This is a genomic window from Enterobacter cloacae complex sp. HYC080_NIDB (genome assembly GCF_056673325.1).
Map to the genome: position 1 here is coordinate 2372090 of NZ_CP114212.1, position 18049 is coordinate 2390138.

Consider the following 18049-nt stretch of genomic DNA (forward strand, 5'->3'; position numbering starts at 1 on the left):
CGGCGGTTTACCACATCAAATCGTCAGGGATTTTGAAGTCCGCGTAGGGATCGTCTTCATCCTGCTCTTCCTGACTGAGCGCGCTGTTTAACACAATGCAGTCGGCATCACGCTGGGCAATTTTATCGGCCACGACTGCCGGGATAATCGCGTATTCACAGTCGCCGTTGGCATTAATCACCAGACGGGCAATCGCCAGACGGCCGTTGATCAGCTGAGTCTGGGTTTGCTTGTCGACGTCGAGTTTTTTGATCAGATTACCGTCAGTGAAGTTAAAGGTGATATTGCCTTTCGCCACGGTGATGCGGTTCATCTCAATCAGCTGCTTCACCTGTGCTTTAAACTCTTTTGCAAGCACGGCCTGCTTCTGCTGTTCGCTGAGCTGCTTGTCACGCTCGATCTGCGCTTTTTTATTCTCTTCCACTGCTTCGCGCGCCTCACGAGCCTGAACGCGTGATTTCTTTGCCGTACGCTGCACTTTCGCCGCTTTCTTGCTGCTAACGAGGCCCGCTTTCAGCATCTGCTCTTGTAAGGTGAGTTTTGTCATGATCGTTTCTAAACCGGTTGGAAATTTTGGGGATTATAGCGGGAATTGAACAGAAATAAAAAAATGCCAATCCTCTACAGCGGGTTAACGGCAACGGCAAAGCACATATACGACGCTGAACCGTAGGCCGGGTAAGCGCAGCGCCACCCGGCAAGAAGGCAGCGACAGGCGAGTATCACGCTTCATGAACTTCGCTCATGTTGCAGTGAAATTAAGTCACTTCCCCTGCGCCGCGGGGTCAGGCATAAATTATGCATCGGTAACTTCTTAGCAACATGAACTTAGGATGCATAACGACAATGAGCAAAGCTTTCACCTATACCCTTAAGCGCAGTTGCTTCGATGAGAATTACAACCCGTCAGAAAATACGCGTACCACCACCAACTTTGCCAACCTGGCGCGCGGAGAAAAGCGTCAGGAAAACCTGCGCAATACCCTGGTGATGATCAATAACCGCTTCAACGCACTGGCGCGCTGGGATAACCCCAACGCCGATCGCTACGCGGTTGAGCTTGAAATTATCTCCGTCGATCTGAACATTGGTGCGGATAAGCCGTTCCCGGCCATTGAGATATTGCAAACCACCATCGTCGACAAGAAAAACAACCTGCGTATCCCGGGAATTGTCGGCAATAACTTTTCGTCTTACGTGCGGGATTATGATTTCAGCGTTCTGCTGCTGGAACATAACAAGAACCAACAGCACTTCAGCGTTCCGGAAAAGTTTGGTGAATTGCACGGCAACATATTCCGCCATTTTGTGAGTTCGCCGGAATACAAAGAGAACTTCAGAAAAGGACCGGTGATCTGCCTCAGCGTTTCCAGCAAAGACACCTACCGCCGCACCGGCAACCAGCATCCTGTACTTGGCATTGAGTATCAGCCGGATGGCGAGTCATTAACGGAACTGTACTTTGCCAAAATGGGCCTGAAGGTGCGCTATTTCATGCCAGAAAACAGCGTGGCGCCTTTTGCGTTCTTTTATACCGGTGATTTGCTGAACGATTACAGCAATCTTGAACTGATCGCCACCATCAGCACGATGGAAACGTTTCAGAAAATCTATCGCCCAGAAATTTATAACGCCAACTCGTCGGCGGGACTGTGCTTCCGACCGGATCTGAACCAGCAGGATCACTCATTCACCAAAATTGTTTATGACCGTGAAGAACGAAGCCGTCTGGCGATTGAACAGGGTCGATTCACCGAAGAATACTTTATTAAGCCTTATAAACACATTCTTGAGCAGTGGTCTGATAACTACACGCTTTAATTCATCAAAATAGGTCTTTTATTATGAAAACATTGCTCCCGACGTCTACGGCTGGCAGCCTGCCTAAGCCGACCTGGCTTGCACAACCTGAAACGCTGTGGTCTCCGTGGAAATTAGAGGATCAGGAATTACTGGCAGGAAAACAGGATGCGCTGCGTTTGTCACTGGATGAGCAGATCCGTGCGGGAATCGACATTGTCAGCGACGGCGAACAGACCCGCCAGCACTTCGTCACCACCTTTATCGAACACCTGAGCGGCGTGGATTTTGAAAACCGCCAGACGGTACGCATTCGTAACCGTTATGACGCCAGCGTGCCGACCGTGGTTTCTGCTGTGGCACGTCAGAAACCGGTATTCGTCGACGATGCAAAGTACCTGCGCCAGCTCACGGATAAGCCGATCAAATGGGCCCTCCCCGGACCGATGACCATGATCGACACCCTTTACGACGCGCACTATAAAAGCCGCGAAAAGCTGGCCTGGGAATTCGCCAAAATCCTCAATCAGGAAGCGCGGGAGCTAGAGGCTGCAGGCGTGGATATTATCCAGTTCGACGAACCGGCATTTAACGTCTTTTTTGACGAGGTCAACGACTGGGGCATCGCCGCGCTGGAACGCGCCATTGAAGGGCTGAAGTGCGAAACTGCGGTCCATATCTGCTATGGCTACGGCATCAAAGCCAATACCGACTGGAAAAAAACGCTCGGCTCTGAGTGGCGCCAGTACGAAGAGGCTTTCCCTAAGCTGCAGACCTCGAACATCGACATTATCTCTCTGGAGTGCCACAACTCCCGCGTGCCGATGGATCTGCTGGCGCTGATCCGCGGTAAAAAAGTGATGGTTGGCGCGATTGATGTGGCAACGAACACCGTTGAAACGCCGGAGGAAGTCGCCGATACCCTGCGTAAAGCGCTGCAGTTTGTCGATGCCGACAAGCTTTACCCTTCGACCAACTGCGGCATGGCCCCCCTTTCCCGTCACGTCGCAAACGGTAAGCTGAGAGCCCTCAGCGCAGGCGCAGAGATTATCCGCAAAGAGCTCGGCGCGTAATCCTTTACGTTTGCCAGTACGGCGGCGTACCAAAGCGTTCGACGTAATAATCAATCACCGCCCTGACGTTCAGGGGCGGATGACGTGCATGTGGATAGATCGCCGCAATGTTCAGCGGCTCCGTGTTGATCGCACACGCCATTTCCGGCAGAAGTGCGACAAGCTCTCCCCGCTGGAGCCTGTCGCCAATCAGCCAGTCCGGAAACAGGACGATCCCCATCCCGCCCAGCGCGGCAGTGAGCAACGACTCCGCATTATTGGATGTCATCCGCGCCACCACCGGATAGTGTATCCAGTTCTCCCCCTCGCGACGCACCAGCCAGCGGTTAGGCCCGGACGAACCGCGATAGACCAGACATTGATGATCGCTCAGCGTGGCCGGATCGTCCGGCACACCGTGTTTGCGCAGATACGCGGGCGACGCGGCAAGGTGGTAACGCTGCTGACCAAAAATGCGGGCGTGGAACGTCGAGTCCGTCAACATGCCAATGCGAAAGATAAGATCGGCCGCATCCCGGTGCGGGTCGATAAAGTCATCGGTCAGTGTGAGCTCAATGTTTAACCGCGGATAACGCTCGGTCAGCTCCGCCAGGCCTGGCGCAACATGCCTCTGCCCAAAAAATACCGGCCCATTAATGCGGATTGTGCCGGATGGTTCCGACGAACGTTCATCCAGCTCACGCCGCGCCTCTTCGACGTTTTCGACCATCGCCCGGGCATAGCGGATAAACAGATGACCACTTTCGGTGGGGATCACTGCGCGCGTATTGCGGTAGAACAGCTGCTGACCGAGGGCATCCTCAAGCTGGTGAATAACGCGCGATATCTGTGAGGCTGATATCCCCTGCCGCCGCGCGACGATGGAGAAATTCTGCGCTTCATAGACCTCAATAAAGATCAGCAGCGCGCGGACGTTGATATTACTGGCATCGAACATTAATGCATTTCCTGCAAAGGTGTTTCCTGCATTATGGCATTTTTCTCACTGGACGACCGACGTAATCTTCTTCGCCTTAAAACGGAGGAAGCGTTATGCAGTTTGTGTTGATTTTACTGGTGATAGCCGGAGGGATGGGTCTCTCCATTGAGGCGGGATTACTGGGGCCACTGGGGGGCGAAGTGGGCGACTTATGGGCCACGTTCAGCATTTTTGGGGTCGGTGCCGCACTGACGTTTTTACTGATGCTGTTTTTTAGCCCGCGTAACAGCCCCTCGTTTTTTGCCCAGCCCGGCTGGCAGTTGCTCGGCGGCGTGCTCGGCCCGGTGTACGTGGTCATCCTGACCGTTGCGACACCCGCCATCGGCATCGCAATGACCATGATTGGGATTTTGGCCGGTCAGGTCTTTAAAAGCCTGATCATTGACCACTACGGTCTGCTGGGCTCGCCGCACAGAAAGATAAATGCGAAGCGCATTATTGCACTGGGGTTCATCATTGCAGCACTGGTTCTGGTCGCACAGGGGTAACGTATGACACTGATTATGATTCTTCTCGCCGTTTGCGGCGGCGCTACGCTGAGCATTCAGGCCGCGATTAACGGACAGCTCGGCAGCAGCGTGGGGGTATTCAAAAGCGCGTTTCTGACCTTTTCCGTCGGCGCACTGGTGACCGCCCTGCTCATATTTTTCTTTGAGCCTAAGCATGCGGTCACGCTGCTGGACGTACCCAAATGGCAGCTCCTCGGCGCGATGTTTGGCGTGCCCTATATCGTGATTATGGTGCTTGCCGTACAGCGCATCGGCACCGCCGTCGCCACGGTGGCGGTGATATTCGGCCAGCTCACCATGAGCATGTTGATAGATAACTTTGGCTGGTTGGGTAATCCCGCTATTCCCTTTTCGCCGAGCCGTCTGGGCGCGGTTATCTGCCTTGGGATTGCACTGTATTTCATCTACTCGAGCAGCAAAATCTACAGCACCCGCGACTAGACTCACGTCTTCCGGGTGAAGAACAGCGTCACCGTGGCGACGGTGACGCCAAATTTCTTCATCTCGGTTTTATTAAACAGATGGGTCTCATCCTGCAGGTACATCCAGTCGTCAAACTTCAGTAGCCAGCTACTGCCGTTGGCTTTCACTTTCATGCTGTAATGCCAGTTAAAGGCGTTACCTGCCGCCTGCCCCGTAGCGACCCCTTCGATATCCCCCGCCGTTCCCTCGTAGCGATCGTTCCCCAGCCTGCGGATGTGCCATACCCGCTGTTGCTTCTCGCCATCGTCATACACGAAGTGCTCATTGAGCGTCAGCGTATCGCCGATAACATCCCCGGCAATCTCCACGTGAAAGCGGCGGATCTGTTTACCGCTGCGATCCTGCACCATGCCCCACGCTTCGGTTTTCCCCTGGAAGTAGTCGAAGATATCAAGCCGTGGCTGCTGCTGGCGATACTCGGCCACCTCTGTGCTACAGCCTGCCAGCAGCATGGTCAATGCCAGCACCATCATCAGGAAACGTTTCATTTTTGTCCTCCAAGTAACTGCTGACGCAGTTCAGGATATTGCGTGCGGGGATCGAGCCAGATGGCCAGAAAGCGCGTGCTGAATGCTTCTGACTGGCGCGGGCCAAGTGGAATAAAGCTTTTCTGCGTTGCTGACGCGCGGTACCAGAACTGTCCCTGCTTATCATCGAGGACAAACGCCAGCTGTGAGCCCGGCCGGACATCCGGCCACAGCGAACGAAGCATCTGTAACCAGCCTTCGCTTTGCGGCTCCCGCTGCAAAATCCCCTGCGCCTGCCACTGATCGCGCGTGGCCTCCACCAGTTCATCACGTTCAATGTCGCGCGCGTAGGTGATAATCAACGCCTGATCCTGATCCGCCGCGCGGTAGCGACCGTCCGGCGTGCGCAGCTGGGAGGTATAAACCGTAAACGGGCCCCAGGTGAGCGTGGCGTCACCCACCTTACGCCAGGCCAGCCAGTCGGCGGCGTGGGCCGCAGGGATCACCATCGTCAGCCAAAGGAGGAAAACCGCTGCTCTCATTTTTGTCTCCCCATCAGCAGGTGGAAAAACAACATTAATACCAGCCAGCCCGGCACCATCCAGCTGACGACGATAAAGGTCGGCTCCTGAAAAGTGATAGCACCCAGCCGCTCGCCAATCAGGTACGCCACCGGCCCTCCCACGGCGGCCAGCAGCGTCAGCAGCCAGCCGGGTAACGTGGTCGTGCGAGCAAGCTGTGTCCAGACGGTGGCGAACATCAGCCACAATGCCACCATCCATAGCGGCATCAGGGACTCGCCGGTGAAGGCAATCAGCCCCGTCAACGCCCAGAGCGCATCCAGTACGCTGCCCGCTGCAGCCAGACCGATGGCGTAAAGGCGGTATACCGGCGGCAAAAACAGGCAGGCGAGCACCGCCAGCGCAAGCCAGATAATCAGGCCCTGCTCACGAAAGATCACCACCAGCGCCCAGTAAAGATCGAACCCGACGGCCAGCAGAAAGACCTGAAGATAACGTCTCATACGCGTTCGGCGGTCAGTTGCACCACGCTGATGGTGCGGGCGTTAAACCCGGCTTCGCAGTAGCCAAAGTAGTACAGCCACATACGGCGGAACCGTTCGTCGAAGCCGAGCTTTTCAATCTCCTGCCAGGCATGAACAAAGCGCTGCCGCCAGTGGGCCAGCGTGCGGGCATAGTCTGGCCCCATGTCAAAGAGGTTACGGACCACAAAATCGGTATGGCGCGTCATCAGCTCATTCATCGCTGTGATGCTCGGCAGGAAGCCGCCGGGGAAAATGTAGCGCTGGATAAAATCGACGCTTTTGCTGTAGTCGCGGTAGCGCTGGTCCTGAATGGTAATGGCCTGAATCGCCATCCGGCCACCCGGGCGCAGCCGCGCCTGACAGGTTCGGAAGAACACGGGCAGATAGCGTTGCCCGACGGCTTCAATCATCTCTATCGAGACCAGCTTGTCGTACTGCCCGGTGAGGTCGCGATAATCACAAAGCAGAACCTCAACGCGGTCCTGCAACCCGGCGCGGGCGATCCGCTCGGTTGCCCAGATATACTGCTCCTGCGACAGCGTGGTGGTGGTTACCCGACAGCCGTAGTGACGTGCCGCGTATTCCGCCATCGCCCCCCAGCCGGTACCGATTTCCAGCAGGTGATCGGACTCACACAGCGCCAGCTGTTCGCACAGACGCGCCATTTTGGCCTGCTGCGCCGCCGTGAGATCCTGCTCATCCGCAGTAAACAGCGCGCTGGAGTAAAGCAGCTCCTTATCCAGAAAATGTGAATAAAAGGTATTGCCCAGGTCGTAATGCGCGGCAATATTTTCACGCGCCTGGGCCCGGGAATTGCGCCGCGTCCAGTGGCGCAGCCGCTCCAGCGGTCTACCGAGCAGCCGGAACCCTTTCTCCAGACGGCCAAGCACCTCGCCATTAAGGGCCAGGATTTCCAGAAGCGGCGTGAGTTGCGTGGTTTCCCATTCGCCATCCATCCAGGCTTCTGCGGCGGCAAGGCTCCCGCCCGTTAAGACGCGCCAGTAGACGCCGGGCGCGAGGATCTGAATGTCGGCGTGCAGCGCGGAGGATGTCTCGCCAAAATGGAATGTCTGTGCCCCTTCACGCAGCGTGAGCGAGCCGCCACGAATACCGCTTAACAGACGGAAAAGCAGCCAACGCGCAATGCGGACGTTGCGCGGGATATCGGGTTCTAGCGCAAAGACGGGATCGGTCATGAGCGTTCACTCCTGCTGACGGGATGGTTATGCAGCGGCACGCGCTTGAGCCACAGCCTCAGCGCCTGCCAGTAAATAGCGAAAACGGTTTTCAGGGTCATCAGTGGAATGCGCAGCAGTAACGCACGCAGTGCCGGACGCGTCAGAGGCTCCCGGCGTAGCGCCAGCGTGGCGTCAAACACCTTCGCGTCCTGATGATTTTCAATGTGCATATGCAACGTGTTATCCGGGTTGTTGAAGCGCCAGTGGTAGATCATGTCCATTGGGTTGAAGGGGGAAACGTGAAACGCTTTTTCCGTCGGCTGCGCGTCCTGTCCGTTGACGGCATAGTAATGCCGCTCGTTCCACGGCGTGTTGCGGACCTCCGCCAGCACCCAGCCCAACGTCCCCTTCTCGTCATAGCAGTAGTAAAAGTTGACCGGATTGAAATGAAACCCGAAATAGCGCAGCTGCGTCAGGAGCATGACTCGTCCGCCGGGACGTTCTCCGGTGAGCCCCTCCAGCGTGTTGAGGACGTTCTCTTTGAGCGGCGTACCCAGCGGATAGTCCGTGTCATAAAACGCGGCGGCGGCGAAGCGATTGCGCCGTACGCCGACGTCAGCCAGCAGTGGCAGTTCATCCAGATCCAGCCAGGCCATAAAGACGCTGTAGCGAAATTCGTGGGTTTTCGGCTGGAGGCGGCGGTGGCGTAATACGCCGTGATAGAGGCAGCTGTTCATCTCAGTTCCCCTCTCCGGCCGCGATCGCGTTGACCACGTCCAGCGCGCTGCGCACGCCATCCTCGTGAAAACCGTTGTACCAGTAAGCCCCGCAGAACCAGCTTCGCTGGTGACCGTTGATCTCACCGCGACGCGCCTGCGCCCGCCAGCTTTGCGGGTTAAACAGCGGATGTTCATAAACAAAGCGCTGTAACACGAAGCGTTCATCCACCGGCGTTTCCGGGTTCAGGGTGACGCAGAACAGCGGGCTCCCCTCTGGCAGCCCTTGCAGAATGTTCATGTTGTAGGTGACGCAGGCGCTGGCCTGCTCATGTTCGCTCAGGCGGTAGTTCCAGCTGGCCCACGCGCGCTTGCGTACCGGCAGCCAGCGCGGATCGCTGTGCAGAATCACCTCGTTGCGCTGCCAGCCGATATCCCCCAGCACCTCGCGCTCTGCTGGCGTCGGCGCCTCAAGCATGGCCAGCGCCTCGGCGGAGTGGCAGGCAAAAATCACCTGATCGAAGGTATGGCTGGCGTTTTCGAGCTGAAGCGTGACCCCGTCATTGTGGCGGCTGACACGCTGCACCGGCGCGTTCAGGCGTAACGTCAGGCGGTCGCCCAGCTTTTCCAGCATGGCGCGGATGTACTCCCGCGAGCCGCCCGGTACCACGTACCACTGCGGACGATGGGTAATATCCAGCAGACCATGATGATTAAAAAAGCGCAGGAAGAGCGGCAGCGGGAAACGCTTCATCTCCTGCAACGACGACGACCAGATGGCGGCGCCCATCGGCAGAATGTAGTGGCGCGCAAAAAACGGCGTGAAACCATGCTGTTGCAGAAACGTCTCCAGCGTGGCGTGCGGATCCACGTCCCCTTCGAGCGCCTGTTTTGCCAGCCGATTAAAGCGGACGATCTCTCCGAGCAGACGCCAGAATGCCGGATTCACCAGATTTCGGCGCTGGGCAAACAGCGACGTCAGGGTGTGTCCGTTGTACTCCAGCCCCGTCTGGGGGTTGTGCACCGAAAAGCTCATCTGCGTTTTTTGCCCGCTGATGCCGAGCTCGCTGAGCAGGCCCATAAAGCGCGGATAGGTCCGGTCGTTGTAGACGATAAAGCCGGTATCAATCGCCCAGGTGCCCTGTGGCGTCGAGACATCTACCGTTGCGGTATGGCCGCCAGGCGTGGCGCCCGCTTCAAACAGGGTCACCTGATGGTGACCGGCCAGCCGCCAGGCGCAGGTCAGCCCGGCAATTCCGCTGCCGATAATCGCAATCTTCATGAACGTACCATCCTGCGCAGCAGTGTGCGCTGCAAAAACGCGGGTAGCCTGGAGAGCAGCCGCAAAATGAAGCCGAACCGGGTGGGAAACGCGATGTGCATTTTCCCTTTCGCCAGTCCGGAACGGATCGCCTTGACCGCCTCGTCAACGCTCACCCTGCCCGGCATGGCGAAATCGTTTTTGCGCGTCAGGGGGGTATCGACAAAGCCTGGGGAGATCACCGTGACGGCAATCCCTTTGGGCTCCCAGTCCAGGCGCAGACTGTCCGCAAACCAGCTCAGCGCGGCTTTAGACGCGCCGTAGGCTTCTGCCCGCGGGAACGGAAGCCAGTGGGCCATCGAACTCACCAGCACCACGCGGTTGCCGGCAACCAGCTGCGGCTGCAACGCGGCAAGACAGTTCACCGGGCCGAGGAAATTGGTGTTCATAACCCGCTCCACCAGCGCCGCGTCCACTACGCCCCGATCGAGGTACTCGCAGGTACCGGCGCAGAGAATAACCAGATCGGCGTAAACGCCGCTCAGCGCCTGGCGACAGGCGTCCCTGTCTGTCATATCGAACAGGCGAACCGTGAGATTGGGGCAGGTCTGATGCAAGGCTTCAAGGCGCGCAGGATCCCGCCCACAGGCAATCACGTGGTAGCCCTCCGCGGCGAAGGAGGTCGCCAGCCCGGCGCCAATACCCGAGCTTGCGCCGGTGATCAGTACCGTTTTCATGATTTCACCCTCCGCTTCACGCCGCGTACCGCCCAGCCCAGCAGCGGAAGATGTTCGTAGATCATCTCTCCCGCATCGTAGTAGTCACGCTGACGCGTGATAAGCCCCTTTTCCGTGTCCACCACCGAACAGCCCGGCAGTTCGAGCGGGTCCCCTCCGGCGATGCGCGGGTGCGACCAGTGCATCACCCAGGTCACAACAAAGCGGTTTTCACTGCACAGCGGTGGATCGATGGTAAAACGGCAGTTTTCGACATTCGCCAGCAGATGGGTGAAATAGCGCTGAAGCGCAAAGATACCGTCGTGCTCGCCGAACGGATCGATTAGCGTGGCATCCGAATGATAAAGCCCGACCAGTGCGGAGGGCGGCTGGCTATCCAGTGCGCTGTAGTACTCAACAAACCGACTCACGACAGAGGGCAAAGTGCTCATGGGTCACATCCTGGCTGTAAACAACGTGGCGTAATCGCATAATTAAAACTTACACAATTAACGTTATTTGTCCAAGTTTGTGCAACTATATTTTTTATTTTGCCTATTTATCAATAAGTTGATTGTCACCCAAAACAGTAGATTTTGTAGACTGGATAAAGCATAGCCGCCACCAGGCATTGTTTTTTCAGTTTAACCTTAAGGCAAATTCCCCCATCCTCTTCCAGGCTTATCCTTTTAAATTCATCAGGATGCCCGACATGAAACGCGTTTTTCTTTCTCTTTTCTCAAGCCCTGAATCCTTGCTGCAGGTGATGAGTCAGCAGGAGATCATCGAAGCCGTGGAGGATGGTGACCGCATCATCATCGACCAGGACGGGAATGCATCGGTGAACTACAAAAGCAATGAGGTACGGCAGGATTTTCTGCGGCACGTCAACGCGCTGAAGAGGGCCTGATATGGGAACGGCGATATTTATGGTGCTGATGGTGTGCGGGTACTGGTACACCAGTCGCGATCTGTCGACGCGCTTTAAAATCAAGCGCTCTTTCGGTTGGGACGTCTATTTCCTTGTTGCGCTTTATGGCTGTATTTTCGTGCTGCAGGGCGTGGTTGCCACGGGACTGCTTTGGCTCCTGCTTCTCGCCCTTTCTGCCGCCAATAACGCCTTTCACTTTGCCTCACCGAAATATACCGACTGGCAAATCGACTTTATGAACTGGAGTTTTTTAGGCATTCAGGCGCCAGTGGTAGTGATGCTGGCGTTTGCCATCCTGTTTTGCCTCTATCGCTCCAACTGGGCAGGCAGCGCCAGGCTGGACGGTGAAAGCCGGAAAAAGCTCTACAAACGGCTTGCCCAGTCGAGCGGTATTGAACAACTGCTCTATCAGTGTATGGAGCAAGGCGAGCTGGCGCAGGTGACGCTTCGGTCGCGGCGGATATATATCGGCATGATCCACACCGCGACGCTGGAATACGAAAACACGGCCAATATTGTGCTGATACCGATGTTAAGCGGGTACAGAGACGAGAAGACAATGAATTTGCGCATCGAGAATAATTACAGCAAGTGGTATGCGGAGCATGACATTACGCTCGACTCCGAACCCCGCAGCGCTATGTCATTCCGAAAGGTGATTTTACTCAATCAGATAGAGAGCCTCTCACTGTTCGATCCCGCCAGCGCCAGCGCGCTGTCTCTGGCGCAGCGGGATGTGAAGGACCATTGATGCCAAAACCCGCCCCTTCCTGCCGGGTGGCGCTGTGCTTACCCGGCCTACCATTCTGAGCCGTTTGTAGGCCCGTGCAAGCGTAGCGCCGCCGGGCGGCACTCACAACATCCGCGTTGTCAGCAATCGGATACCCGCTTTTAACGGGCTTATTACTGCATCGGTATCCATGCCCATTTGCGCATGAATAATGGCACCGTCAATGAGCAACATTATTTGATTGACGATCTGCTCATCAGTTATCCCCGTCAGCAGCAAAATGATTTTCCTGGTTTCTGATTTATGGTCACGGCATATCGCCTTTATTTCACTTTCAATATCTTCAGACTTCGCCTCTGTACTGGCGTTAATAAACGCGCAGCCGTGAAACTCGGGTGAAACAAACCATTCGTAAAGCGTGGCAGATAATGCCTCTGACGATGTCTGACCTGCGTTGAGATTACGCCGCAATGAGGCTTCAAACCAGTTCATCCATATTTCATGTCGATAGTGCAAATAGGCGAGAATCAATAAACTTTTACTCGGAAAGTGGCGATAGAAAGTTACCTTGGTCACTTTCGCCTCTTTAATCAACGTATCCACGCCCGTTGCCTTGAAGCCCGTGGAATAAAAGAGGTCGTGAGCGGTACGTAATATTTTATCCCTGACGCTGATTTTTGTCTCGTTGCTTGCGGGTTCTGTTTTCATTTTTCGGCAGCCTCAAAAAGGGATGTTGACAACGTTATTTTTCAGGCATAGATTAACGCAAGCAGACAGATCTGTCTACATAATATCACACTGAGGTAATCGCCATGAATACACGCCCTCCTTTACCGCCCTTCACCCGTGAAAGCGCCATCGAAAAAGTCAGACTCGCCGAAGACGGCTGGAACAGTCGCGACCCGGCAAAAGTCGCGCTGGCCTATTCGCTGGATACCCAATGGCGCAACCGCGCAGAATTCGCCACCAACCGTGAAGAAGCGCAGGCGTTTCTGGAACGGAAGTGGAAAAAAGAGCTGGGTTACCGCCTGATTAAGGAGCTCTGGGCATTTACGGATAACCGGATCGCGGTGCGCTATGCTTATGAATGGCATGATGATTCCGGCAACTGGTACCGTTCCTACGGCAATGAAAACTGGGAGTTTGAAGCGGACGGGTTGATGAAGCGTCGTTTTGCCTGCGTGAACGATATGCCAATAAAAGAATCTGAGCGACTGTTCCACTGGCCGCAGGGCAGACGCCCGGACGATCACCCCTCGCTGAGCGATCTGGGGTTATAGGATTTTCGCATCACTCCGGGGCGCCCCCGGAGTGATGAATTTACAGTGCGCCCAGCTGTTTCATCAGCGTCAGGTTGTCCTCAATATGCCAGTTAGCCACAATTTTACCGTCATTAATTTCATAGATATCCGTGGCGATAAAATCTATTTTCTGCCCCTTTCCTTTCAGCTCGCCAAATGTTCCGGTAAACGTGCCGTGAAAATGTAAATGGGAGACCACACGATTACCGGAAATAATCATCTGCTCAACGTCACAGCGTAAATCAGGTACGGCAGTACGAAATGCCCGGGAGGCTAAAATAGCGCCCTCGGGTCCCTGTTTACGCCCTTCCGGCGGCGTTTTATCAATAAAGTTAACCGCAAGCGCTTCACGCGCCAGAGACGGCGTCCCCGTATTCCAGAACGTTGCATATTTTCTGGCTGCAACCTCATTCGCGGCTAATTGCGCCTGCGGCAGGCTTTTATCGACAATCAGCTGCTGTGGTTTCACCCACTCCTCCTGCGCCGAATAAGCGGCGCCCGACAGACCGATAATAATAAGCGGCAATAAAACAGAACGAAAAGAGGTTGAATAGTTCATCATTTTCTCTCAATCATTTATCAGGATAACGGCAAGGTGGGATAATCGGTATATCCCGTCGCACTGCCACCAAACAGCGTGGCGGGATCGCGCACCTGGGCCAGCGGCAACTTGTGCGCCAGCCGGTGGGGTAAATCCGGGTTGGCAATAAATGGCCGTCCGAAGGCAATCAAATCGGCATAGCCAGCCGTAAGTATTTGTTCGGCTTTGTTAAGATCATAGTTGCCCGCGACGATAAGGGTTCCGCTAAACGTCTCGCGCAGGGATTGACGGAAAGTGTCGGGTACCTGCGGCGCGTCGTCCCAGTCGGCTTCCGCCAGGTGGATGAATGCTATCCCGTGTTGTTCGCACCAGGCCGCCAGAGCGAGGATGCCATCGATCACCTGCGGGTCATTCATCCCCCGCTGGGTAATAAACGGCGAAAGGCGGATGCCCGTACGCTCGGGCCCAATGGCCTCCGCAATCGCGTTCAAGACCTCCTGGGCAAAGCGGATCCGGTTAGCAAGCGTGCCGCCATACTCGTCCGTGCGTTTATTGGAGGTTTGACGCAGGAACTGGTCAATCAAATAGCCGTTTCCGCCGTGAACTTCCACGCCATCAAAGCCGGCCTGGACGGCATTCAGTGCCGCCTGGCGATAGTCCGCGATGATGCCGTGAATGTCTTTGCGCGTCAGCGTTCTTGGCTGCGGGCAGTCAACCATTTGGCCTTCGCCCTTTTCGTTCACCACCCACACTTTCGCGTCCGGTGCCAGCGCTGACGGGGCCACGGGCAGACCATCCTGATGAAAACTGGCGTGCGACATTCGCCCGACGTGCCAGAGCTGAGAAAAAATCACCCCGCCCGCCTGATGCACGGCCCCCGTCGTGAGTTGCCATCCTGAAACCTGCTCCGGCGAATGGATGCCGGGAGTCCAGGAGTATCCCTGGCCCTGCGGGGAGATCTGGGTGGCTTCGGTGATGATTAATCCCGCGCAGGCCCGCTGCCGGTAGTATTCCGCCATCAGCGACGAGGGAATATTGCCTGGTTGAAGGGAACGCGCTCGGGTCATTGGCGCCATAACGATACGATTTTTCAGGTCCTGCTGACCCAACCGGTAACGGTCAAAAAGTGAGGAACGGTTCATGTTTTCATCCCTTATCGTTTGGATGAAATCACTTTACAGGCGGTATTGCATTTTGATAATTACACTGAAAACTGATGCACTTTTCGGAAAATATGAATAATGGGCAAGCTTGAAGATATGGCATTGCTGGTTGAAGTGGCCGAGGCTGGTGGTCTTTCCGCCGCCGGACGACGGCTGTCGCTCTCTCCTGCGACCATGACGGCCAGACTGAAGGCGATTGAAGAACGTTACCAGACTCGCCTGTTTCACCGTTCAACGCGATCCATCACGCTGACCCGTGCCGGAGAAGAGTTTTATCATGCCGCGCTGCGCGTGCTGGAAGAGATGCGCCATGCCGAGTCGCTCCTGACGCAAAAAGAGGGCGTCCTCAGCGGCAATATTCGCCTTTCTGCCCCCTCGGATTTTGGCAGACAGTATCTTAGCCCCGCCGTGGTGGAATTTTCCCGACACCATCCTGACGTGAAATTTTTCATCGCGTTAAGAGAACATGTTGAAGATCTGGTCGCTAACCGGCTGGATATGAGCGTGCGTTTCGGTAACCTGCCGGACAGCAGCCTGGTCGTCAGAAACATCCGCCCAAATCATCGGGTGCTGGTGGCCTCTGCGGCGTATCTTAGCAACCGCGGCGTCCCCGCCACATTTACGGAGTTAGCCCATCACCGGTGCCTGGCGCTTGAGTCTCAGGGCGTGGTGATGAACGAATGGCGCTTTGAAAAAGATGGCGAGGAAAGTGTCGTTCGCGTAGAGCCAGCCATGGTGTGCGACGACGGGGCATTGCTTCGTCAGTGGGCGCTCAGCGGCGCTGGCATTGCGGGGAAATCCTGGTGGGATGTGAAGGACGATGTTGAGGCCGGAAGACTCACCGTCCTGTTTGCTGACAGTTTTACCGGTTTTAGCCGATACGACCGCAAAGATGTCGGGCTACAGTTTGTTTACCCGCAGCGTAAACTGCAGCCGCTTCAGGTCACGGCGTTTAGCCAGTTTTTTCTCGACTGGCTAAAAAAACGGTAGCGTGAATGTTGGTTAGACCCGCTTAAAATTCATCGACACAAGGCTGACCCACCTTTTCCAGGGCGTTGACCAGCCTGGATCTGAGTTCAGTTAATGCGGCTTCCTTCTCTCCCAGCTGTTGCAACTTGCGGCGCAGCGCGCTTTGTTTTTGCTCAGCGGTAAATTTATCGTCGACCCAGACAGCTAAAACATCCGAAATTTCGGCCAGGGTAAAGCCCAGCATTTTGGCATGCTTGATCATTTTCAAACGCTGTAAATCGACGGCGGAGTAGACTTTGTAGTTATTGCTGCGATTCGGTTGCGGGATTTTCTCCAGCAACCCTTGCCTTTCGTAGTAACGGACCGTCTCTTTCGATAAGCCCGTTTTCACACACAGTTCGCCAATGCGCATCGCGTTGTCCTCCCCTTTTCAAAATCACGCTTGACCGTGTACTAAAGTGCACGGTTTATCCTGAGATACACATATCAGGGAAACGGGATTTGAGGTATGAATATTTTTAATTATTCGGGAAAAATAGCGTTGATTACCGGGGCATCGTCGGGAATAGGTCGTGATTTCGCCAGGCAACTCGCTGCCCGCGGCGTGTCGTTGATCCTGGTTGCCCGCTCGGAGCCAAAGCTACAGACGCTTGCCACAGAGCTGGCCAAAAAGCATGGCGTATCAATCACTATTATCGTGCAGGACTTAGTGGAATCAGATGCCGTTCCCCGCATCGCGGAACGGCTGGGGATCCTGAGGCGCTTCCCCGACATTCTGATTAACTGCGCCGGGTTCGCCACCTATGGCCCCTTCGAAGCGCAGTCGATCGACAGGCAACGTGATGAGATATACGTGAACTGCGTGGCCCCCGTGGCACTGACTCACGCTATGCTACCGGAAATGCTCCGCAAAGGTGCCGGGGTGGTAATTAATGTGGCCTCAACGGCCGCGATACAACCGGACCCCTATATGGCAATTTATGGCGCGACCAAAGCCTTCCTGCTCTCCTTTTCAAATGCGCTATGGGGAGAGTACCGTGCAAAGGGCATTCGCGTGTTGGCGCTTTGCCCTGGGGCAACGGATACGGCTTTTTTTGATGTGGTGAATGCGGAAGAAGCCTCGGTGGGTAAAAGGATGCCAGCGGATAAGGTGGTTACGCTGGCGTTGAAGGCGGTCGATACCAACCGTAACTACCTGATCACCGGATGCAGTAACTGGCTTCTGGGGCAGTTATACCGGTTTGTCACGCGTAAGCGTCTGTTACTCATCGCTGAAAAAATATTGCGTCCACGATCGACTTAAGCAAAACCGTGTCATTTCAGTGCAAAGGATTGCCCTGAAACGCTGACAGATAGATGCCTTAATGCGCGAAAAACAGTGATACACTTACCCCACCGGGTGGGTTTTCCCGTTTGAACTCATGAGGAAACAACAGTAACCAAATTACGATATGGTCACTCGTTGTCAATCCTGGCCTGTCACGCTAAGCTTAAATAATGACTAAAAATATGAACGCCCCATCAATACGTGGTCCACTTGACCATTCTGTCAGAGAGCAAATCGTCGAAGCGGCTTTTGAGCACTTCGGGCATTACGGCTATGAAAAAACCACCGTCGCCGAACTGGCGAAATCCATCGGTTTTTCTAAGTCCTACATTTATAAGTTTTTCGATTCCAAACAGGCTATTGGCGAAGTGATCTGCGCTAACCGCCTGGAGCTGATCATGGCGGCGGTGCTTTCTGCCATCGAGGATGCGCCGTCAGCCAGCGAAAAATTACGCCGTCTTTTCAAAGCGCTTACCGAGGCCGGAAGCGAGCTGTTTTTCCACGATCGGAAGCTTTACGACATTGCCGCCGTCGCCGCTCGGGACAAATGGCCGTCTACTGAAAGATATACAGACGGCCTGATGAAGCTGATTGAGAGCATCATTATTGAAGGCAGGCAGGCGGGTGAATTCGAAAGAAAAACGCCGCTGGATGAGGTCACGCAGGCTATCCACATGGTGATGTGCCCTTATATCAATCCCATACAGCTGCAATATAACCTCGAAACGGCCCCCACTGCGGCGGTGCTTCTCTCTTCGCTGGTATTAAGAAGCCTGGCCCCCTGATTGGTGACCATTGACTTTATTGGTCACTAGACTGAGAATGCGGAAACTGTCCTGTTACTTCTATAAGGGTTTCCC

Annotated in this window: 24 protein-coding genes; 10 read left to right on the forward strand and 14 right to left on the reverse strand. The window is 55.2% G+C overall.

Going from position 1 to position 18049, the window contains the following annotated elements:
- Positions 1–7: 7 nt before the first annotated feature.
- Positions 8–547 carry a DUF2058 domain-containing protein gene (locus O1723_RS11135; RefSeq protein WP_023337252.1) on the reverse strand — a complete coding sequence of 180 codons (540 nt, stop codon included), beginning with the start codon at positions 545–547 and terminating at the stop codon, positions 8–10.
- Positions 548–846: 299 nt separating this feature from the next.
- Here O1723_RS11135 and O1723_RS11140 point away from each other — a divergent pair, with 299 nt between their 5' ends.
- Together O1723_RS11140 and O1723_RS11145 are read left to right on the forward strand one after the other, a co-directional pair.
- The gene (locus O1723_RS11140; RefSeq protein WP_014883755.1) at positions 847–1821 is read left to right on the forward strand and encodes a DUF1852 domain-containing protein; all 975 of its coding nucleotides are present in this window, start codon (positions 847–849) and stop codon (positions 1819–1821) included.
- A gap of 23 nt (positions 1822–1844) precedes the next feature.
- On the forward strand, positions 1845–2873 hold the full coding sequence (locus O1723_RS11145) for a methionine synthase (RefSeq protein ID WP_014883754.1): 1029 nt from the start codon (positions 1845–1847) through the stop codon (positions 2871–2873).
- 4 nt (positions 2874–2877) lie between these two features.
- On the opposite strand, the gene O1723_RS11150 is transcribed toward O1723_RS11145, so the two are convergent.
- Positions 2878–3810: a LysR family transcriptional regulator gene (locus O1723_RS11150; RefSeq protein WP_014883753.1), complete on the reverse strand. Its 933-nt coding sequence runs from the start codon at positions 3808–3810 to the stop codon at positions 2878–2880.
- Positions 3811–3905: 95 nt separating this feature from the next.
- Between O1723_RS11150 and O1723_RS11155 the strand changes: the two genes are divergently transcribed.
- Positions 3906–4340 (forward strand): DMT family transporter, encoded by a 435-nt coding sequence (locus O1723_RS11155; RefSeq protein WP_014883752.1) that lies wholly within the window; start codon positions 3906–3908, stop codon positions 4338–4340.
- A gap of 3 nt (positions 4341–4343) precedes the next feature.
- Positions 4344–4802: a DMT family transporter gene (locus O1723_RS11160; RefSeq protein WP_014883751.1), complete on the forward strand. Its 459-nt coding sequence runs from the start codon at positions 4344–4346 to the stop codon at positions 4800–4802.
- A gap of 2 nt (positions 4803–4804) precedes the next feature.
- Here the strand turns inward: O1723_RS11160 and O1723_RS11165 are convergent, their stop codons facing one another.
- The 8 genes from O1723_RS11165 to O1723_RS11200 are packed head-to-tail and all read right to left on the reverse strand — an operon-like array spanning position 4805 to position 10679.
- Positions 4805–5332 carry a DUF3833 domain-containing protein gene (locus tag O1723_RS11165; protein WP_014883750.1) on the reverse strand — a complete coding sequence of 176 codons (528 nt, stop codon included), beginning with the start codon at positions 5330–5332 and terminating at the stop codon, positions 4805–4807.
- Positions 5329–5853, reverse strand: a complete 525-nt coding sequence (locus O1723_RS11170) for a hypothetical protein (protein ID WP_014883749.1) — start codon at positions 5851–5853, stop codon at positions 5329–5331. The genes O1723_RS11165 and O1723_RS11170 overlap by 4 nt, the downstream gene beginning before the upstream one ends.
- A complete protein-coding gene (locus O1723_RS11175) occupies positions 5850–6335 on the reverse strand; it encodes a DUF2878 domain-containing protein (RefSeq protein ID WP_014883748.1) in 486 nt (161 codons plus the stop codon). Before O1723_RS11175 ends, O1723_RS11170 begins: the two co-directional genes overlap by 4 nt.
- Complete coding sequence (locus O1723_RS11180; RefSeq protein WP_014883747.1) at positions 6332–7552, reverse strand: SAM-dependent methyltransferase; 1221 nt, start codon at positions 7550–7552, stop codon at positions 6332–6334. The genes O1723_RS11175 and O1723_RS11180 overlap by 4 nt, the downstream gene beginning before the upstream one ends.
- Entirely contained in the window at positions 7549–8271 is a 723-nt protein-coding gene (locus O1723_RS11185) for a DUF1365 domain-containing protein (RefSeq protein ID WP_014883746.1), read from the reverse strand. Before O1723_RS11185 ends, O1723_RS11180 begins: the two co-directional genes overlap by 4 nt.
- Before the next feature lies 1 nt (position 8272).
- The gene (locus O1723_RS11190) at positions 8273–9532 is read right to left on the reverse strand and encodes an NAD(P)/FAD-dependent oxidoreductase (protein ID WP_014883745.1); all 1260 of its coding nucleotides are present in this window, start codon (positions 9530–9532) and stop codon (positions 8273–8275) included.
- Positions 9529–10248 (reverse strand): SDR family NAD(P)-dependent oxidoreductase, encoded by a 720-nt coding sequence (locus O1723_RS11195; RefSeq protein ID WP_014883744.1) that lies wholly within the window; start codon positions 10246–10248, stop codon positions 9529–9531. The genes O1723_RS11190 and O1723_RS11195 overlap by 4 nt, the downstream gene beginning before the upstream one ends.
- Positions 10245–10679, reverse strand: coding sequence for a nuclear transport factor 2 family protein (locus O1723_RS11200; RefSeq protein ID WP_014883743.1), 435 nt, complete (start codon positions 10677–10679; stop codon positions 10245–10247). The genes O1723_RS11195 and O1723_RS11200 overlap by 4 nt, the downstream gene beginning before the upstream one ends.
- A gap of 260 nt (positions 10680–10939) precedes the next feature.
- Between O1723_RS11200 and O1723_RS11205 the strand changes: the two genes are divergently transcribed.
- Positions 10940–11137: a hypothetical protein gene (locus O1723_RS11205; RefSeq protein ID WP_014883742.1), complete on the forward strand. Its 198-nt coding sequence runs from the start codon at positions 10940–10942 to the stop codon at positions 11135–11137.
- Between the two features lies 1 nt (position 11138).
- On the forward strand, positions 11139–11909 hold the full coding sequence (locus O1723_RS11210; RefSeq protein ID WP_014883741.1) for a hypothetical protein: 771 nt from the start codon (positions 11139–11141) through the stop codon (positions 11907–11909).
- Between the two features lie 102 nt (positions 11910–12011).
- On the opposite strand, the gene O1723_RS11215 is transcribed toward O1723_RS11210, so the two are convergent.
- Positions 12012–12596, reverse strand: a complete 585-nt coding sequence (locus tag O1723_RS11215; RefSeq protein WP_014883740.1) for a TetR/AcrR family transcriptional regulator — start codon at positions 12594–12596, stop codon at positions 12012–12014.
- Positions 12597–12700: 104 nt separating this feature from the next.
- Here O1723_RS11215 and O1723_RS11220 point away from each other — a divergent pair, with 104 nt between their 5' ends.
- Positions 12701–13168 carry a nuclear transport factor 2 family protein gene (locus O1723_RS11220; protein ID WP_014883739.1) on the forward strand — a complete coding sequence of 156 codons (468 nt, stop codon included), beginning with the start codon at positions 12701–12703 and terminating at the stop codon, positions 13166–13168.
- Positions 13169–13208: 40 nt separating this feature from the next.
- On the opposite strand, the gene O1723_RS11225 is transcribed toward O1723_RS11220, so the two are convergent.
- Together O1723_RS11225 and O1723_RS11230 are read right to left on the reverse strand one after the other, a co-directional pair.
- The gene (locus O1723_RS11225; protein ID WP_032645364.1) at positions 13209–13748 is read right to left on the reverse strand and encodes an ester cyclase; all 540 of its coding nucleotides are present in this window, start codon (positions 13746–13748) and stop codon (positions 13209–13211) included.
- Between the two features lie 20 nt (positions 13749–13768).
- Positions 13769–14872, reverse strand: coding sequence for an alkene reductase (locus O1723_RS11230; protein WP_014883737.1), 1104 nt, complete (start codon positions 14870–14872; stop codon positions 13769–13771).
- A gap of 99 nt (positions 14873–14971) precedes the next feature.
- Here O1723_RS11230 and O1723_RS11235 point away from each other — a divergent pair, with 99 nt between their 5' ends.
- Positions 14972–15883: a LysR family transcriptional regulator gene (locus O1723_RS11235; RefSeq protein WP_014883736.1), complete on the forward strand. Its 912-nt coding sequence runs from the start codon at positions 14972–14974 to the stop codon at positions 15881–15883.
- 22 nt (positions 15884–15905) lie between these two features.
- Here the strand turns inward: O1723_RS11235 and O1723_RS11240 are convergent, their stop codons facing one another.
- Positions 15906–16274 (reverse strand): MerR family transcriptional regulator, encoded by a 369-nt coding sequence (locus tag O1723_RS11240; protein WP_248190550.1) that lies wholly within the window; start codon positions 16272–16274, stop codon positions 15906–15908.
- 96 nt (positions 16275–16370) lie between these two features.
- Here O1723_RS11240 and O1723_RS11245 point away from each other — a divergent pair, with 96 nt between their 5' ends.
- Together O1723_RS11245 and O1723_RS11250 are read left to right on the forward strand one after the other, a co-directional pair.
- Positions 16371–17165, forward strand: coding sequence for an SDR family NAD(P)-dependent oxidoreductase (locus O1723_RS11245; protein WP_014883734.1), 795 nt, complete (start codon positions 16371–16373; stop codon positions 17163–17165).
- A gap of 194 nt (positions 17166–17359) precedes the next feature.
- On the forward strand, positions 17360–17974 hold the full coding sequence (locus O1723_RS11250; protein ID WP_014883733.1) for a TetR/AcrR family transcriptional regulator: 615 nt from the start codon (positions 17360–17362) through the stop codon (positions 17972–17974).
- Positions 17975–18049 lie beyond the last annotated feature (75 nt).

Excerpts from the sequence above, each read along its gene's own strand:
- O1723_RS11135 (WP_023337252.1), bottom strand. The coding sequence starts at position 547 with ATGACAAAACTCACCTTACAAGAGCAGATGCTGAAAGCGGGCCTCGTT.
- O1723_RS11140 (WP_014883755.1), top strand. The coding sequence starts at position 847 with ATGAGCAAAGCTTTCACCTATACCCTTAAGCGCAGTTGCTTCGATGAG.
- O1723_RS11145 (WP_014883754.1), top strand. The coding sequence starts at position 1,845 with ATGAAAACATTGCTCCCGACGTCTACGGCTGGCAGCCTGCCTAAGCCG.
- O1723_RS11150 (WP_014883753.1), bottom strand. The coding sequence starts at position 3,810 with ATGTTCGATGCCAGTAATATCAACGTCCGCGCGCTGCTGATCTTTATT.
- O1723_RS11155 (WP_014883752.1), top strand. The coding sequence starts at position 3,906 with ATGCAGTTTGTGTTGATTTTACTGGTGATAGCCGGAGGGATGGGTCTC.
- O1723_RS11160 (WP_014883751.1), top strand. The coding sequence starts at position 4,344 with ATGACACTGATTATGATTCTTCTCGCCGTTTGCGGCGGCGCTACGCTG.
- O1723_RS11165 (WP_014883750.1), bottom strand. The coding sequence starts at position 5,332 with ATGAAACGTTTCCTGATGATGGTGCTGGCATTGACCATGCTGCTGGCA.
- O1723_RS11170 (WP_014883749.1), bottom strand. The coding sequence starts at position 5,853 with ATGAGAGCAGCGGTTTTCCTCCTTTGGCTGACGATGGTGATCCCTGCG.
- O1723_RS11175 (WP_014883748.1), bottom strand. The coding sequence starts at position 6,335 with ATGAGACGTTATCTTCAGGTCTTTCTGCTGGCCGTCGGGTTCGATCTT.
- O1723_RS11180 (WP_014883747.1), bottom strand. The coding sequence starts at position 7,552 with ATGACCGATCCCGTCTTTGCGCTAGAACCCGATATCCCGCGCAACGTC.
- O1723_RS11185 (WP_014883746.1), bottom strand. The coding sequence starts at position 8,271 with ATGAACAGCTGCCTCTATCACGGCGTATTACGCCACCGCCGCCTCCAG.
- O1723_RS11190 (WP_014883745.1), bottom strand. The coding sequence starts at position 9,532 with ATGAAGATTGCGATTATCGGCAGCGGAATTGCCGGGCTGACCTGCGCC.
- O1723_RS11195 (WP_014883744.1), bottom strand. The coding sequence starts at position 10,248 with ATGAAAACGGTACTGATCACCGGCGCAAGCTCGGGTATTGGCGCCGGG.
- O1723_RS11200 (WP_014883743.1), bottom strand. The coding sequence starts at position 10,679 with ATGAGCACTTTGCCCTCTGTCGTGAGTCGGTTTGTTGAGTACTACAGC.
- O1723_RS11205 (WP_014883742.1), top strand. The coding sequence starts at position 10,940 with ATGAAACGCGTTTTTCTTTCTCTTTTCTCAAGCCCTGAATCCTTGCTG.
- O1723_RS11210 (WP_014883741.1), top strand. The coding sequence starts at position 11,139 with ATGGGAACGGCGATATTTATGGTGCTGATGGTGTGCGGGTACTGGTAC.
- O1723_RS11215 (WP_014883740.1), bottom strand. The coding sequence starts at position 12,596 with ATGAAAACAGAACCCGCAAGCAACGAGACAAAAATCAGCGTCAGGGAT.
- O1723_RS11220 (WP_014883739.1), top strand. The coding sequence starts at position 12,701 with ATGAATACACGCCCTCCTTTACCGCCCTTCACCCGTGAAAGCGCCATC.
- O1723_RS11225 (WP_032645364.1), bottom strand. The coding sequence starts at position 13,748 with ATGAACTATTCAACCTCTTTTCGTTCTGTTTTATTGCCGCTTATTATT.
- O1723_RS11230 (WP_014883737.1), bottom strand. The coding sequence starts at position 14,872 with ATGAACCGTTCCTCACTTTTTGACCGTTACCGGTTGGGTCAGCAGGAC.
- O1723_RS11235 (WP_014883736.1), top strand. The coding sequence starts at position 14,972 with ATGGGCAAGCTTGAAGATATGGCATTGCTGGTTGAAGTGGCCGAGGCT.
- O1723_RS11240 (WP_248190550.1), bottom strand. The coding sequence starts at position 16,274 with ATGCGCATTGGCGAACTGTGTGTGAAAACGGGCTTATCGAAAGAGACG.
- O1723_RS11245 (WP_014883734.1), top strand. The coding sequence starts at position 16,371 with ATGAATATTTTTAATTATTCGGGAAAAATAGCGTTGATTACCGGGGCA.
- O1723_RS11250 (WP_014883733.1), top strand. The coding sequence starts at position 17,360 with ATGACTAAAAATATGAACGCCCCATCAATACGTGGTCCACTTGACCAT.